Origin of the sequence: Streptomyces virginiae (genome assembly GCF_040638905.1) — a bacterium.
GTDB lineage: Bacteria > Actinomycetota > Actinomycetes > Streptomycetales > Streptomycetaceae > Streptomyces > Streptomyces virginiae_B.
The window spans coordinates 1-13,937 of record NZ_JBEZYV010000067.1 but is presented as its reverse complement, the minus strand read 5'-3'; the positions used below and the strand labels follow the sequence as shown (position 1 = coordinate 13,937).

Genomic DNA, 13,937 nt, shown 5'->3' with positions numbered 1-13,937 from the left:
AGTCGAGCTGCTTCGCCGCCCGCAGTTTCTGCAGCAGGACGACGTGAAGGCGGTCCCACACGCCGGCCTCGTTCCAGGCGGCCAGCCGCCGCCAGCACGTCATACCGGATCCGAAGCCGAGCTCCTGGGGCAAGTACTCCCACTGGATGCCGGTGTGCAGGACGAACAGGATCCCGCACAAAGCCTGCCGGTCAGGCACCCTCGGCCGCCCCGCGACCAGCTTCGGACCCGGCTCCGGCAACAACGGCTCGATCAAAGACCACAGTTCGTCCGACACGATCCACGGACGAGAGTTCCTCTTCCCCACGAACAGAGCAACGAGCATCTGAGCCGACAGTCACACCATCAGCAGCTTCTGTTAGGACCTCTTAGGCGGGGTCTCAGCTGTCAGAGTGCCGGGATCGATCAGCTGTCCTTCTTGAGCGAGTTCGCATGCCTTGGCATACAGGGCTCCTACCTGGACTCGGGCGCTCGCGAGGATGCGGGCCTGATAGTGGTCCGCGGCCCCCTTGCCTGGCTCTCCAGTGCGCGGGTGTGGGTGTCGGGGGTAGGCGCGCGGGTCGGGGCTTCGCAGTGGAGTTTTTCATGATCTTGGTGCTCGTGCTCATCCCCGCGGTCATCAAGCTGATCGACGGATTGGCCTCGTGGGTCAGGGCCAAGGGCCAGGCCGAGGTGATTCGGGCAAAGCAGGAGACGAAGCAGCTGAAGTCCGGCCACAGTGTGGAAAAGAGGAGCAGGGGTCGGGAGCACGAGTGACCACACAGGACAGGGCGGCACCGGACTCCACGGTTGAGTCCGGTGCCGCCACTGGGCAGCCGGTCACCAAGGAGATCCTCGAAGAGGTCTTCGTCCACTCGCGGGGCGAAATGGTCGGCTACGCGCGGAGGAGGATCTCGGGCACCAACCTGTTTGGGGTGGATGGCGATCCCGAGGATGTGGTCCAGGAGGCGTTCCTGCGTCTCCTTGCAGACCCGAAAGTACTCACAACGCCGAGGGCCTACCTCTACGCCGTGATCAGAGGAGAGATTGCGGCGCGGGTCCGTGCCCGATCAGAGCGTCACCGGCTGGAGTCCCAGCGTGTGGCCGACCCGACTCGGTTCGACGCTCAACGCTTCGAAGACGCCCATGACCTGACCGCCAATCGGCTGGCCGTCCGCCAGTACCTTGATGACTTGTCCCCGCGGCAGAGGGAGGGCGTGTGGCTCACGAAGGCGCTCGACATGAAGGCTCACGAGGCAGCCGCGGTCACGGGCACGAATCCCAAAACGCTGGCCGTGCACGTGAAGCGGGCGGTGAAGATCCTCAAGAGCCAGCTGGGGACGGTGATCTGCGCCCTCTTGGGCCCCGGTGTCCTAGCTCAGACACCAGCCGCAAAGTAGCTACGAGTGATGCTCAGGCCGTTGGTGCGGGCCTTTGATCCGGTTACTCGCCGGGGGTGTTGACGCGGTTCGCGTACTCGCGCCGGGCTTTGCGCTGGGCAGGGACGGTAGGGACACCCTGGCCGCCGTCGAGCGGTTGGCAGCGGGCGAGTAGCTGGCGGTGGACCCCTGGCACGGCCGTGATGCGCAGGCTGTAGCCCTGGCCGCGCCGTACGGTCACCCCTTGGTCGAGCGCGGCCCGCTCGGCGGGCTCCAGGTCGGACGCGCGGAGGAAGTCCGCGACCTTGCCGGGCATGTCGAGGGTGATGGGCAGCTCCGGGGCCGGGATGTCCTCCTGCTCGATGGTGGTGTGGTCGGGCATGAGGTCGGCGACGGCCGTGCGAATGGCGCCGCGGCTGACGCCGTGGTCGCGGGCGAGGGCCGCGATCGAGCGGCCCTCCAGGTAGGCGGTGCGCACGGTGTCGGTCTTGTCGGCCGCCACGGCGGGGCGGCGCCCGCCCTTGCTGCCCTTGGCTTCGGCGGCTCGCAGTCCGTCGTAGGTCAGTTCACGCTGGAGGTCGCGCTGGAGTTCGCCGGCGGCGGCGAGGGTCTGCACCATGAACTTCACGGTGGACAGCAGCTCGCCGGTGCGCGGGTGGCGGGCGGTGAGGTCCATCGCGGAGAACGCGCCGTCGTGGATGCGCAGCGCGACCTGGTCGCGGTGGAGGACGTCGAGCACGTCGAGGATGTGCCCGGTGCCGCGTACGAGGCGGAACATCTCGGAGATGTGCACGGTGTCGCCCGGCCGGGCGTAGTCGAGGAGCGCACGGAACTTCGGGCGCTGGAGGGGGTGGAGGCGGCTGGAGGTTCCCGGGTCTTCGAAGACGACCGGGTCCTCGATCCCGGCCTCGTCCAGGACGAGGTTCTGCCGGGCGGTCGACTGCTGGTTGGTCGAGACCCGCTTGTAGACCAGGTTCGCCACCGAGGGTCCCTTCCGTGCGGAGGATCGGACCCTATCTGTCATCAAACCCTGTCAGCAATCACCATCGGATCTGATTGGATTCACGCCGCCGCGAACCCCCGGATTGCACGGGTCCATTGAACGCGTCGCTCGCCTGTCGTCAAACGATGGCGAGCTCAAGCGGTCAGCGCATCACCGCTGTTCAGAAGGTCAGCGTAGACCTCCGCCGGAGTGCGGTAGCCGTGGGTCTTGCGGGGCCGGTGGTTGAGCTCGTGGGCGATGGCGTCCAGGTCGCCCTGGCTGAACGTGCGGAGGTCCGCTCCCTTGGGGAGGTACTGCCGTAGCAGCCGGTTGGTGTTCTCGTTTGTGCCGCGCTGCCACGGGCTCCGTGGCTTGCAGAGGTAGATCGGCATCCCGGTCTCGGCGGTGATGGCCCGGTGCTCGGCTATCTCCCGGCCTCGGTCCCAGGTGAGCGTCCGTCGTAGCTTGGGCGGGATGCTGAGGAGGCGCCTGGTGAGGTGTGGAGTGACCTGCTCGGCCTTGATGCCGTCCGGTAGCGCGACGACGGTCGTGTAGCGGCTGGTGCGCTCGACCAGCGTGGCCACGGCCGAGGGTCGGGTGCCCATCACGAGGTCGCCCTCCCAGTGGCCGGGGACCTTGCGGTCCTCGGCTTCGGCGGGGCGGGCGGTGATGGGCACCAGGCCGCGGATGATGCCCCGCCCGGTGGGCTGGCGGGCGAGCTTCGGGCGGCGCATGGGCCTGCCTGACCGCAGCCGCTGGGTGAGGCTGCGGTCGATGGCCTGGCGCCGGCGGGGGTCGTAGAGCGAGAGGTAGATCGCTTCGTGCGAGATCTGCATGGCGGCGTCACCAGGGAACTGCCGTCGCAGCCATCCCGCAATCTGCTCGGGTGACCAGCACAAAGCCAACTTGGCTTCCACCAAGGCGCGCAGGGCGGGCCGTTGGGCGAGCTTGGCCTGCTTGGGACGGCGTCCGCGCTCGTAGGCGGCTGCATCAGCCGAGGCAGCTCGGTAGCGGTCCCGGCCGCCGTTGCGGGCGATCTCGCGGGAGACGGTCGAAGGGGATCGGCCCAGGCGCTTGGCCAGCTGCCGGGCCGATTCCCCCGCAGCGACACCGCGGGATATCTCCTCGCGCTCGCAGCCGCTCAGATGCCGCTCTGACCGCATCTGCAGGGTGAGGCGGACGCCGCCGCTCTGGTACAGGAAACGGCGGGCGCTCTGCATTGGCGCCCCGAGCGCCCGCCCGATCAAGCTGAACGACTGCCCCTCACGCCAGCGTCTCCATATCTCGTCCTGCTGAGCTGGCGAAAACCCGTAGTCACGCACCTGTGCCTCCACGATCACATGATCATCCGTGGGTGGTGCGTTGATCACTTGAGGGTGCCATCGTTTCCCGACACTCAAGCTCGATGCGGCGGACGTCAGTCACCGGCAAGGACTGGGTCCGGTAGTCGGTCACAGATGCCGCGCGGGCCAGAGCGTGATGCAGTGTGGCGTGATCGTTCAAGACGATCCGCGGTTGCCGGGCATAGCTTGGTCTGGTCGAGAAGAGTTGGGAGGGAGCATGGACGATTTCGCGAGTTCGACGCTGGTGGCGGCGGTGCAGCGCGCGCTTGCTGATGACGGCATCATCGCGGTCGCCCCACCGGCTGACGGGGCTCTTTTGGCCTTCGATGCAAAGCGCCGGTTCCTGACCGGTATCGCTCAAGAGCACGGGTTGCTGCCCTTGTTGCGTGTCGGCCTGGTGGTGCCGAAGATGGCGTCCGATCCTGCCGTCTCGGCGCTCCTGGGAGCCGACAGTCCTTCCGAACTTTTCGAGCGGTGGCGTCGGCTGGAGCGGTTTACCCACTCGCGTCACCGCGTGGTTCTGCGTGAAGCAGGCGAGAGGTATCTCGTCGCTGAGCACGTAGGACCGTCTTCGGCACCGCCCGAACCTGCCGAGGACGCGCTCGTCTTGGGCCTGCTGACGGTGTTGTTGACCATGACGGGTGCGCGGGGGGTCACGGCTTCCACTGGCCGTGACGATCCGCAGGTGGTATTCGACAACGGCATCTTCACGGCGCCATCGCGCGGTGCCGACACTGCCCTGTGGCGTTTTGCCTGGTCTTCCATGGCTCTCTCTGCAGGCACCGGAGGATCTCCCGTCGGTTCCGATGTGGTCTCGCAGGCACGCCGCCTTCTCGCCGGCAATCTCGCACGCCGCTGGTCGCTCCACGGCCTCGCAGCCGACCTGGGCACCTCAACGCGGAGCCTGCAGCGACGACTGCAAGGAACCGGTGGCTTTCAGAGCCTGCTCGGCACGGTGCGCACCGAGGTGGCCGCCGACCTGCTCATCAACAGTCGGCATGCCTTGTCCATCGTGGGGTTCGCCTGCGGCTACGCCGATCAGCCGCATTTAACCCGCGACTTCAAACGCCGCACCGCAGTAACACCGGCGGCCTACCGGCAGGCGTTCGGCCGTCAGCCGGGCCAGCCGCACGTCACATCCATCAGCTAGGGAAAGAAACGTATGAACCTCACCGGCAGAACGATTCTCGTCACGGGCGGTGCCCGCGGTGTCGGCCGAGAGCTGACCCGGCAGCTGGTCGAGCTGGGCGCCCACGTGGTCGCCGTCGGACGTGACCGCGACCAGCTCAAGTCCTTCGCAGCCGAGCACGACGGCCACGTCTCCACCCATGTCGTCGACCTGGCCGATCCGGAGGCGACCGGCGCGTTCGCCGACGAGCTTGCACAGCTCTATCCCGAGCTCTCCGTCGTGATCAACAACGCTGGCGTGCAGACGCTCACCGACTTCCTCCGCGACGACCCGCACGCCACGCACTCAGTGCTACGCCGGGAGATAGCAGTCAATCTGGAAGCCGTCGTCACCCTCTCGACCGCGCTGCTGCCGCATTTCAGCCGCCAGCCGTCCGCCGCGGTCGTCAATGTCTCCAGTGGTCTTGCGCTTGCACCGAAGCCCTCGGCACCTGTGTACTGCGCCACCAAAGCGGCTGTGCGGACATTTACCCGCGCCCTGCGCTACCAGTGCCAGGACGCCGCACCACACATCCAGGTCATCGACGCGGTCCTGCCGCTGGTCGATACCGACATGACCCGTGGCCGGGGCCGAGGAAAGATCAGCACATCACAGGCCGCGGCAGCGGTGATCCGCGGAATCCGCCGCGACACGGCCGACATCTACATCGGCAAGACGAAAATCCTGCGCACGATCATGCGTCTCTCCCCATCTCTCGGATACCGGACCCTGCGCCATGGCTGAAGCGCCAGGCGGCACCGCGAACAGGCCCACCACTCGCACGGGACGCGTGCTGGTGCGGCTCGACCGCGCCGCACACCGACGGTGGTTCCTGCCCACAGTCGCCGTCTTCCCGCTCAGTGAGGTCGCCCTGCCGATCATGCCTAACCAGACGTTAATCATGGCACTGTCGGTGCTCCAGCCCCGCCGCCGATGGGCAATAGCGTTCACCTTCGTGGCCGCAACCAGCGTCGGTGCGCTGCTGATGGCGTTCGCTGTGCAGGCAGCGGGCCCCTGGCTGCTCGACTACATTTCCGGCGGAAGGCCCAATCAGGGCACATTTCACGACATCATTCAGCAGATCGAGCGGTACGGCATGTGGGCCCTTGCCGGGCTTTCCCTGCTTCCCTCGCCACCACGCACCGCTGTGCTGGTGTGCGCCCTGGCAGGCATCTCGCCGTGGACGATCGCACTGGCCGTACTGGCGGCTCGCCCTGTCCCCGTCACTGTCCTCACCATGGTGGCAGCGAAGGCACCGCGCCTGCTGCGCCGGTTCCGTCCAGTCGGTCGCGTCCTGGCCGAGGTTGAGGCCAGTCGCACACCGCACCCGTAGGTGTGCGGCTCGCAGGGTCCGCGCGGGGAAGGTGCCGGCTCCGCCTCTCCCCTGGGCGGTGCGAAGGACAAATGGGCCGCTTAACTGCGGATACTCGGTCCGCGCGAGCGGCGTTCGGCCCGGGCCCACGGTCCGTTGACCGTGGTTCGTGCCGAGCGCACGCCTCTGGCACTCATAGTGCCGATCTGGCCGCCTGTGCCGTATTCTCTGCGGCTTGCCGGGGGTGGGGAACGGTGACCGGCAGGCCGAGGTCGAGCCGTTTTTCCATGTCGAGGTGGAAGGTGCCGTACGGGTTGATGTTCGACCAGAACAGCGCGGTCAGTCCGCGCCGGTCCTCGGCATTGAGCTTCTTCGCCCAGGCCGGCTCGGCAAGGACCTGCTGAAGCAGCAGCGTGTTGACGTGCACCAGCGCTGACTGGAGCAGATGCAGGGCGAGCATCGACGTCTCTGCGTGCTCCTTGTCCGGGCCGGTCAGCGCGCCGTCCTTGCCGTAGTGCAGCACGGTGTTCGCGCTGTTCCAGTTCTCCACGACCTGGAGCCCGCCGTGGATCTCCCGGCGCAGGTCGGGGCTGGCCAGGTAGTCGCAAGCGAAGATTGTGCGGACCGCGCGCCCCAGCTCTTGGAGGGCCTGGTAGGTGGGGTGCTTGGGGCCGCCGCGGGTGAAGCGCCGTAGCACCTGCTCGGCCTCCGCAGTGCCCAGGCGCAGGGCGGTGGCGTACTTGACCATCTGGTCGTACTGCTGGGCGATCAAGTCCCACTTGATGGCCCGGGTCGACAGCGAGCCGCCGAGCGCAGGCCAGCCGGGCGGGCTGTCGTCCGGGCGGTACAGACGAATGCTGCCGATGTTCTTCAACCGAGGCAGCAGACGGAAGTTCAGCAGCTCGGTGAAGGCGAACCCGACCAAGGAAGCGCCGTGCGTGTCGACGTAGTTCGACTCGATCTCGGTGTCCGTGCAGTGCCGCAAAAGTCCCCGATCATCGCCGCGACCTCGGACGACGAACAGCTCTTGAGCTGGGAGTAGATGCAGACGTTCTTCTTCTCGACGTGCCAGTACACCATCACGCCGTTGCCGCCGTAACGGGCGTGGTACTCGGTCATGAAGTTGCTGGACCAGGACCCGAACCTTTTGCTGTCACTCGCGCATGCGGTGCCAGTGCCCCACCAGTCGGCATCCCGGGCGGTGAAGGTGGCGTTCACCAGCTTGCGCACGGCGGCCCGCAGGTTGTCGACGGTGATGAAGTGCCGGCGCACGTGCCGCAGCGCCGCCTCGCTCTCGCCGTGCTCGCCGGTCGCCACGATGGCGCGGATCCCCATGTTCGTGCCCAGCGCGAACAGAGCGAGCAGCAGGCGGCGCTGGAGGATGGCCCGGTCGGTGCGCTCGTAGGCGGCGACGGAGGCGAACTCGTCGGTGAAGCCGGTGAGGAAGTCGGCGTTCTTCAGCACGTCCAGCAGATCGAGCACGCCCCAGCGGCGTACGACCTCATCCTTGAGCGCCGTCAGGCCGGTGGGCTCGTCCAGCTTCTCCAGCTTCGGAACCTTGATCCACGGTTCCCCGTGCCGGGTGGTGACCTTCACCCCGCCCGCCGAGCCGTCCGCGAGCGCCCCGGACAGCCGGTCCAGAGCATCCGTCATCCGCCGCTTCAGGTCGGTGATGAACGCCTCGGGGTCCGTGGGCTGGCGGATCGCCGCGTAGTGCACGGTGCGGGTGGCCTCGAAGTCGCCGGGCAGGTCGTCCTCCGGGTTGCGCCAGCGCAGACCGCCCTCGATATAGATCTCGCGGCGCCGGATCGCGTCCCGCAGCGCCACCAGGACGCACAGCTCGTACGGGATCCGCTCGACCTTGCCCTTGTCGTCCACGACGGCCTCGCGCCAGTCCTTGCGCACGACGCCGTCCATCGGCACCGCGTCGCCGGCGTCGTAGAAGCGCGTCTTGCCGTCGACGTCGGCGTACTTCTCCAGCAGCGCAAGCGCGTCCATCACCGGCCGGTAGGCGGTGTTGTTGCACCTGAAGCCCAGCGTCCGCAGCAGCGGCGGCAGCATCTGCCGGTAGTAGTTGCTGTACGAGGAGCGCAGCGTGGTGCGGACCTTGGCCTTGAAGACCTTCTCGTTCGCCTTCGCCTCGGCGACCAGGTCGCGCAGCGTCTTCTCCCCGACCACCGGATACAGGGCCGTGCGCACGATCTCGTCCGGCTTGCCGATCGCTGCGTCCGCGAGCCGGAAGAGGATGCCCTCTTTGCCGCGGACCTTCTTCAGCTCCGCCGTGAGCTGTCTCTCCACCCGGCGCTCGGCACGGGCGTTGATCTTCTGCACCAGGGCGATCAGCAGGTCCCCCAGGGCATCGGTGATCTCCGCCTGCCGGGACGAACACAGCGCCGCGAGCAGGGTGATCCGTACGTCCTCGGCGGTGTCACGGAAGTCCGAGGGGTACATCTTGATCGCCCGCGCACGCCACGCGGCCAGCAGCTTCTCCGAGCAGTCCACGAACAGTCCCTCGGGTAGCCCGAGTTTCCGCACGTCGTTCAGTTTGTTGATCTCCGTCAACAGCGACTCCAGGCCGACCGCGCCCGGGTCCCGCTTGAGCAGGGCCAGCAGCGCGGCCCCGTCCTCGTTGTCCTCCGCCACCAGCTCCAGCAGCCGGGCCACCCCGACCTCGTCCAGGCGCTCGATGGCCCGCGCGCAGAACGCGGCCTCCCATCGGTTACGGGCTGCGACCAGTACCTTCTCGATTCGGGTCCGGCCCGGCGGCTCGATGCTCCGCGCCCGGCACTCGACCAGTAGGGCCTCCCGCTGCCGGTCCTCCACCATCTCGACCGGACAGACCTCCTTGGCCAGCCACGCGGTGAGCTGCTCTTCGTCCTCCAACGTCGCCGGCCGGAACCCCAGAGCCTCCCGTACCTGCGCGCGGTGGTACTCGGCGGTCCGTCCCGTCAGGGAGTACTTCGCGAAATCGGCGGCCGGGACCTTCACCAGCCCGGCCACGTACTCAACCGCGACCTGCGGGACCTCTTCCAGCAACTCTGGGAACCGGCCCTCCAGCTCGAAGAACTTCAGCAGCAGACTGAAGCCGAGCCGCGTCGCCCCGGTTTTGTTGGCCACCAACTTCCAGTCGCCATCCACCAGCGTCCAGCTCGCCAACAGCTCTTCCGGCGACCACTCCTGACGCACGCCCGCCCCTCCCCATGCCAACCCTCGATCGAGTCACTCGATCGGCTCAACGAGGGGTCCGGGACCGGGGAAACGGGCTGTCTGACGACGCGAAAGCTACCCGCCGGTTACCTTGCGGCTGGTGTCTGAGCTAGGACACCGGGGCCTCGTAGATGGCCGCCACCGCTCACATATCCCGGAACCAGACGACACAGACTCTGTTACGGAATAACCGGCTTGACGGACACTCAGGGGCGGACCATGGCGAACACGGACCTGTCGGTCAGCAGGAGCACCGCGACCCGTCAGGCCGCGGTGCCCGCGCCCGCGCGGTTCGACGCCGCGACCGAGGAGCGGCTGGACCGGCTCGACCACGAGGCGACCCGCCACGTCGAGGACGCCCGCCCCGCCAAGACCCGCGACGGGTACGCCGCCGACTGGCGCGCGTGGCTCAGGTTCTGCTCCGAGGCAGCCCTCCCGCCGGCCGCCGTCCGCTCCGGCACCCTGGTGGCGTTCGTCGAATGCTGCTGGCACCAGCCCGCCCGGACGCCGAAGCCCGGATCCCCGCCCGGCAAGCTCACCGCCCCCACCGCCATCGACCGCCGCCTGTCCGGCATCGTCGTCACTGCCCGCCGCCAGCTCAAGCTCCAGCTGCAGCTGCAGCCGGACGTCGCCGAGGAGGCCCGCGCCCTGCTCAAGGCGAAGACCAAGTCCCTGGCCAAGACCGAGGAACGGCGCGGCCGCGGCCCGGCCCCCGCCCTGCTCGTCCGGCACATGGACAAGATCGCCGCCGCCCTCCCGAGAACCGGTTCGGCATACGGGACCTGGCCCTGATGACGCTGCACTTCGCCATCGCCGGCCGCGAGCACGAACTGGCGTGGCTACGGGTCCGGGACATCGCCGACGACCCGGAGGGCCGCGGCCTGATCGTGGACATCCGAGTCTCGAAGGTGGCCCACGCACGGTCGAGGTCCCCTACGGCTCCCGCGCGCACCTGCCCGGTCCGCGCATGGCGCCGCTGGAAAGAAGAGGCCCGCCTCGACGACGACCCGGACGGGTTCGCGTTCCGGCGCCTGCACAACCGGTGGGGGACCGTCCTGCAGGGCGGACTCGACGCCGAGACCGCCGGCCACATCCTCACCCGCATCGGCGCCCGCGCCGACCTCGACATCCGGCCCACCGGCCACAGCCCCCGCCGAGGACTGGTCACCGAGTCCGCCCGCGCCGGCAACCCCGACGCCGTCATGGAGCGCCAGGGCGGATGGGCCAAGGGATCCAAGGTCATGCGCGGCTACCGCGAGGCCGACGACGGATTCAAGGAGAACGCCCTGCAGGGCGTGCTCTGACCGCCCCGAGGGGGGCTGATGTGGCCCTCGGCCGAGGCGAGCGGAGTGATCAAGGAGTTCGGGCTCACCCTCGTCGAAACCACCCCCGCCGCCACCGCCGACGAGGTCCTGGTGCCGACGGCCGGGAACGCCGAGCCTGCCTTCGCCGCGAACTGGAGACTGCCGCACGCGGACCTGGAGTGCCTGTGGCCGCACCTCGGCGTGCGCAAGGACTCTCCCCGGGAGGTGAAGGAGATCAAGTTGCGCGAGCTCATGGACACCCCGGCCTGGCCGCGGCACCCACGGATCTCCAGCTGCAGGCTCAGCACTTTCTCCGCGAAACGACCCCCCTGCCGCAGACGGAGCCGCAGGGGTAAACGGTTATAGCGGTTATAGGTGAGAACGATCTTCGCGACCCTTACGGCGGCCACGGGATCTCGCAGGTTGGCTGGGCCCACAGGCGTGTCTTCAATTGGAGACACGCAAGGATGAGACCTGGGGCCCAGGACGGCCTGGCCGCCGGCCGCCGGGCGGCGTTCTGCCCGGTGGATCGGGTGTGGTTGAGGCCGGTGGTCCCGGGGGCCTTCGCCGGCCCCCGGACCCCCGCTCCCCCGGCACCGCCCGGCGCGGTCAGGCCGTGGGGGGTGCTGTCCTTCGCGCCGGGCGGCACCGGGGCCTGGTTCCTGGGTGCAGCTGCGTGTTTTGCATCACCCAGTTCCGCGGCGGCTGGTGCCCTCCAGCCAGTCAAACCAGACGCAGTACAGGCCGGGAATCGGGCATGCCCAGAAGTTCTCGGACCCGCGCTGGCTTCCAAGCCAGTTCCTCGGCCAGGTCCGGGATAGTGAGCCCGCCATCCTCGTCGGCTAGGTGGAAGGCTTGGGAGAGCATCGTGGGCTGCTCCCCCGGGAAGCCGCTAACTGGTTCCGGCGCGAAGCCGGGCTGTCCGTCGAGAGCGCGGAGCCTCAGATACGTCCGGCTCGCTGTGGCATCGGAGATGAGGCCCAGCTCCCTGCACCGGTAGACCAGCGACTGCACTGACACACCCCAGGTCCGGCGGAGTCCGGCCAGCTGGCCCAGATCCATCCGGTGAGGCAACGACGGCTGGATGCTGGCCGCCGGCGTCAGGAACTCTGCGGCGAAGGCATCCGCCTCCTTCTCCTGTCGGCTGTCCCCCGTGGCCTCGCCGTGCAAGACCAGGTGGCCCAGTTCGTGTGCCGCGGTGAAGCGGTGGCGAAAGACGTCGTTGGCGCGGTTGCGGGTGAGTACCACCAGCGGTCTCGCGAGACGGGACGAGAACGCGTCGACCGTGGCCGACGTCATATCTTTCTCGGACGGCAGGACCACGACGATGCCGTGCGCCTCCATCCGTCGGACCAGGTGGGTGACCGGGCCATTCCCCAGACCCCACAGCCGCCGAAGACCCTGCGCTGCCGCTGCCGGTGTATCCGGCAGGTCTACCCCGGGGTGGACCTCTCCGCCCGCGAAACCGGGCAGATCCACACACGGCAGCTCCACCCGGCGCTCCAGGGCGTGGGTCAGTTCCCAGACCTGCTCGGCGTAGGCCATCGCCTTCTCGCGCTGTGCCTTCGGTGTGTTGCGCAGGCTGCGGAAGTTCGTCATCGAGGAGTCCAGCCGACATCCGGGCCGTCCGGCGATGAAGAACTCCACCGGCACTTGCAGAACCCCGGCGAGGGTCGGTACAAGTTCGGGCCGGGGCCGGGCTACGCCCGTCTCATACTGGCCGACAGCGGCCGGGGTTACACCTACCTGCTCGGCGACCTCCTTCTTGGTCAAGCCAGCCAGACGGCGAGCCTGTGTGAGCCGGGTCGGATCGAATGCATCGGTCACTGCTCGCGGCGTGGCCTTGCGGTCCTCCAGGCCTGGCAGGACCGGGTGGTCAGTTCTCATTGGTCTCGTTCGTCAGGGAGTGTCGGTTCAGCTTCGGTCGTCGAGCTTGCGCACTGCTGTCGGGCGCGGCGCCAGTACCACCAGCGGTTCCTCACCCTCGTCGAACCCGGTCTGTCCTACCACCTGGTGGGGGATGACAGGAGTCCTGACGCTGGGGGCGTTCGGGACCGGCAGGGGTTCCGGGTCAATGATCCATTCGAGCCTGCCGTTCTCGTCCGCCAGGGCTGCCACGCCCCAGTAGGGCTTCAGCAGGCCAGCCGCATTGCAGGCGAACGGTACGAGGACGAGGCGTGTGTCTTCGGGGAGTGCGGCAAGCTTCGGGCGTAGTTCCACCGTGTTCGGATCGAACGAGAGGTCACCGAACAGGTCCGGCTGCTGAGAAGCAGGGGCGAGCGCGAACAGCTCCCGGATCACCGACCAGACGTTCTGGATTTTCGCGGCCTGCACGTTCGTGTCCTGCTTCGAGAAGCAGAACGGGAACAGGAGCCCTCGGCCCACGCGAACAAGGTTGAATTGGAACCCGTTCGGCTTGACCAACTCGGCACCAGGGATGCTGGCGAGACGAGAGCTGAGCCGCTCGTACGACCCTCGGTAGCGTGCGACGCCATGCACCTGTGTGGACGTCACATCCGCTTCCGTATGGGAGGAGCGGGCGTTGGCCTGCATGTCGACCAGGGCCTGGCCGATTCCGTCGCGGACCAACCTAGCGGTTTTCTCGTCGGTGAACAGCTTGCTGGCCCACGCAGAGACGGGAACGTCCATGTGGCCCACCCTTCAAGGACGGTGCTTCATGTTGAGGCACTCCGGCAGTGCCGTCACTTTAGTTGAGTGCGGAAATCTTGCGATAGCGCTTTCGTTGTACGCAGCTTCTTCGCAACTCTCTCAGGTCTCAGGTCTCAGGTCTCAGGTCGAGCGGGTGAGTGAGTGACGGCGTCCGCGGACAGCTTGGGGGCGATTTCTTCCAGGTCGGGGTGGGTGGCCGCCACGATGCGCAGGATCCGGATGAGGCTCTGGGGTTCGAGGGACCGTCCGTTGACGGTGGTGAAGAGGTGTCCGGTGTCGTCGCGACTGGTGGCGCGGTGGGGGAGGTATTCGTCGATCGCGCGTACGGCGTCGTGGTGGACGGGCTGGAGGCGGGTGGCGTCGGAGGCGGCGTTCTTCTGGGGGACGTCCCAGGTGGTGCGGTGTTGTTCCTGGTGGCGGCCGCTCAGGCGCATGGCGGTGATCTGGCCGGGGCGCAGGATGTCGTCCTCGTGGTGCCGGCCCCAGAGGAAGTGATTAAGAGGTCATCTCATTTGGCCGGTTCGGTAGGCTGCGGGCCGTGGTGGGGATTGTTGAGCGGCTGGTGCCGGACGAGTTGTGGGAGCTGTTTCAGC

The 13,937-nt window shown here is 67.9% G+C and carries 16 protein-coding genes; 8 read left to right on the top strand and 8 right to left on the bottom strand.

From position 1 onward, the window contains the following. On the bottom strand, positions 1-325 hold a 325-nt coding region (locus tag AB0F82_RS38045; RefSeq protein WP_362636265.1), incomplete at its 3' end, for a transposase. 260 nt (positions 326-585) lie between these two features. Between AB0F82_RS38045 and AB0F82_RS38040 the strand changes: the two genes are divergently transcribed. Beyond that, a complete protein-coding gene (locus AB0F82_RS38040; RefSeq protein ID WP_362636263.1) occupies positions 586-756 on the top strand; it encodes a hypothetical protein in 171 nt (56 codons plus the stop codon). Next, the gene (locus tag AB0F82_RS38035; RefSeq protein ID WP_362636260.1) at positions 753-1,379 is read left to right on the top strand and encodes an RNA polymerase sigma factor; all 627 of its coding nucleotides are present in this window, start codon (positions 753-755) and stop codon (positions 1,377-1,379) included. The genes AB0F82_RS38040 and AB0F82_RS38035 overlap by 4 nt, the downstream gene beginning before the upstream one ends. 43 nt (positions 1,380-1,422) lie before the next feature. Here AB0F82_RS38035 and AB0F82_RS38030 read toward each other — a convergent pair whose 3' ends face one another. Further along, positions 1,423-2,340: a recombinase family protein gene (locus tag AB0F82_RS38030; protein ID WP_362636258.1), complete on the bottom strand. Its 918-nt coding sequence runs from the start codon at positions 2,338-2,340 to the stop codon at positions 1,423-1,425. A 155-nt stretch (positions 2,341-2,495) separates the two neighbouring features. After that, on the bottom strand, positions 2,496-3,662 hold the full coding sequence (locus tag AB0F82_RS38025; protein ID WP_436842266.1) for an IS30 family transposase: 1,167 nt from the start codon (positions 3,660-3,662) through the stop codon (positions 2,496-2,498). Positions 3,663-3,900: 238 nt separating this feature from the next. Here AB0F82_RS38025 and AB0F82_RS38020 point away from each other — a divergent pair, with 238 nt between their 5' ends. The 3 genes from AB0F82_RS38020 to AB0F82_RS38010 are packed head-to-tail and all read left to right on the top strand — an operon-like array spanning position 3,901 to position 6,184. Next, entirely contained in the window at positions 3,901-4,833 is a 933-nt protein-coding gene (locus AB0F82_RS38020) for an AraC family transcriptional regulator (RefSeq protein ID WP_362636252.1), read from the top strand. Positions 4,834-4,845: 12 nt separating this feature from the next. Beyond that, positions 4,846-5,595, top strand: coding sequence for an SDR family oxidoreductase (locus AB0F82_RS38015; RefSeq protein WP_362636249.1), 750 nt, complete (start codon positions 4,846-4,848; stop codon positions 5,593-5,595). Positions 5,596-5,641: 46 nt separating this feature from the next. Beyond that, complete coding sequence (locus tag AB0F82_RS38010; protein ID WP_362636246.1) at positions 5,642-6,184, top strand: VTT domain-containing protein; 543 nt, start codon at positions 5,642-5,644, stop codon at positions 6,182-6,184. Positions 6,185-6,356: 172 nt separating this feature from the next. On the opposite strand, the gene AB0F82_RS38005 is transcribed toward AB0F82_RS38010, so the two are convergent. Together AB0F82_RS38005 and AB0F82_RS38000 are read right to left on the bottom strand one after the other, a co-directional pair. Then, the gene (locus tag AB0F82_RS38005) at positions 6,357-7,148 is read right to left on the bottom strand and encodes a Tn3 family transposase (protein ID WP_362636243.1); all 792 of its coding nucleotides are present in this window, start codon (positions 7,146-7,148) and stop codon (positions 6,357-6,359) included. Continuing rightward, positions 7,058-9,349 carry a Tn3 family transposase gene (locus AB0F82_RS38000; protein WP_362636240.1) on the bottom strand — a complete coding sequence of 764 codons (2,292 nt, stop codon included), beginning with the start codon at positions 9,347-9,349 and terminating at the stop codon, positions 7,058-7,060. The genes AB0F82_RS38005 and AB0F82_RS38000 overlap by 91 nt, the downstream gene beginning before the upstream one ends. A 240-nt stretch (positions 9,350-9,589) precedes the next feature. Here AB0F82_RS38000 and AB0F82_RS37995 point away from each other — a divergent pair, with 240 nt between their 5' ends. The 3 genes from AB0F82_RS37995 to AB0F82_RS37985 are packed head-to-tail and all read left to right on the top strand — an operon-like array spanning position 9,590 to position 11,040. After that, entirely contained in the window at positions 9,590-10,162 is a 573-nt protein-coding gene (locus tag AB0F82_RS37995) for a hypothetical protein (protein ID WP_362636238.1), read from the top strand. After that, positions 10,162-10,674 (top strand): tyrosine-type recombinase/integrase, encoded by a 513-nt coding sequence (locus tag AB0F82_RS37990; RefSeq protein WP_362636235.1) that lies wholly within the window; start codon positions 10,162-10,164, stop codon positions 10,672-10,674. The genes AB0F82_RS37995 and AB0F82_RS37990 overlap by 1 nt, the downstream gene beginning before the upstream one ends. A gap of 18 nt (positions 10,675-10,692) precedes the next feature. Beyond that, the gene (locus AB0F82_RS37985; RefSeq protein ID WP_362636232.1) at positions 10,693-11,040 is read left to right on the top strand and encodes a hypothetical protein; all 348 of its coding nucleotides are present in this window, start codon (positions 10,693-10,695) and stop codon (positions 11,038-11,040) included. 357 nt (positions 11,041-11,397) lie between these two features. Here AB0F82_RS37985 and AB0F82_RS37980 read toward each other — a convergent pair whose 3' ends face one another. From AB0F82_RS37980 to AB0F82_RS37970, 3 genes are all read right to left on the bottom strand, one after another. Continuing rightward, the gene (locus AB0F82_RS37980) at positions 11,398-12,501 is read right to left on the bottom strand and encodes a helix-turn-helix domain-containing protein (RefSeq protein WP_362636229.1); all 1,104 of its coding nucleotides are present in this window, start codon (positions 12,499-12,501) and stop codon (positions 11,398-11,400) included. An 87-nt stretch (positions 12,502-12,588) separates the two neighbouring features. Then, a complete protein-coding gene (locus AB0F82_RS37975; RefSeq protein ID WP_362636227.1) occupies positions 12,589-13,323 on the bottom strand; it encodes a hypothetical protein in 735 nt (244 codons plus the stop codon). Positions 13,324-13,457: 134 nt separating this feature from the next. After that, positions 13,458-13,778, bottom strand: coding sequence for a hypothetical protein (locus tag AB0F82_RS37970; RefSeq protein ID WP_362636224.1), 321 nt, complete (start codon positions 13,776-13,778; stop codon positions 13,458-13,460). Between the last annotated feature and the right edge of the window lie 159 nt (positions 13,779-13,937).

Coding starts and splice junctions, on each gene's coding strand:
- AB0F82_RS38040 (WP_362636263.1), top strand. CDS start 586: ATGATCTTGGTGCTCGTGCTCATCCCCGCGGTCATCAAGCTGATCGAC.
- AB0F82_RS38020 (WP_362636252.1), top strand. CDS start 3,901: ATGGACGATTTCGCGAGTTCGACGCTGGTGGCGGCGGTGCAGCGCGCG.
- AB0F82_RS37970 (WP_362636224.1), bottom strand. CDS start 13,778: ATGCGCCTGAGCGGCCGCCACCAGGAACAACACCGCACCACCTGGGAC.
- AB0F82_RS37995 (WP_362636238.1), top strand. CDS start 9,590: ATGGCGAACACGGACCTGTCGGTCAGCAGGAGCACCGCGACCCGTCAG.
- AB0F82_RS37985 (WP_362636232.1), top strand. CDS start 10,693: ATGTGGCCCTCGGCCGAGGCGAGCGGAGTGATCAAGGAGTTCGGGCTC.
- AB0F82_RS38015 (WP_362636249.1), top strand. CDS start 4,846: ATGAACCTCACCGGCAGAACGATTCTCGTCACGGGCGGTGCCCGCGGT.
- AB0F82_RS37990 (WP_362636235.1), top strand. CDS start 10,162: ATGACGCTGCACTTCGCCATCGCCGGCCGCGAGCACGAACTGGCGTGG.
- AB0F82_RS37975 (WP_362636227.1), bottom strand. CDS start 13,323: ATGGACGTTCCCGTCTCTGCGTGGGCCAGCAAGCTGTTCACCGACGAG.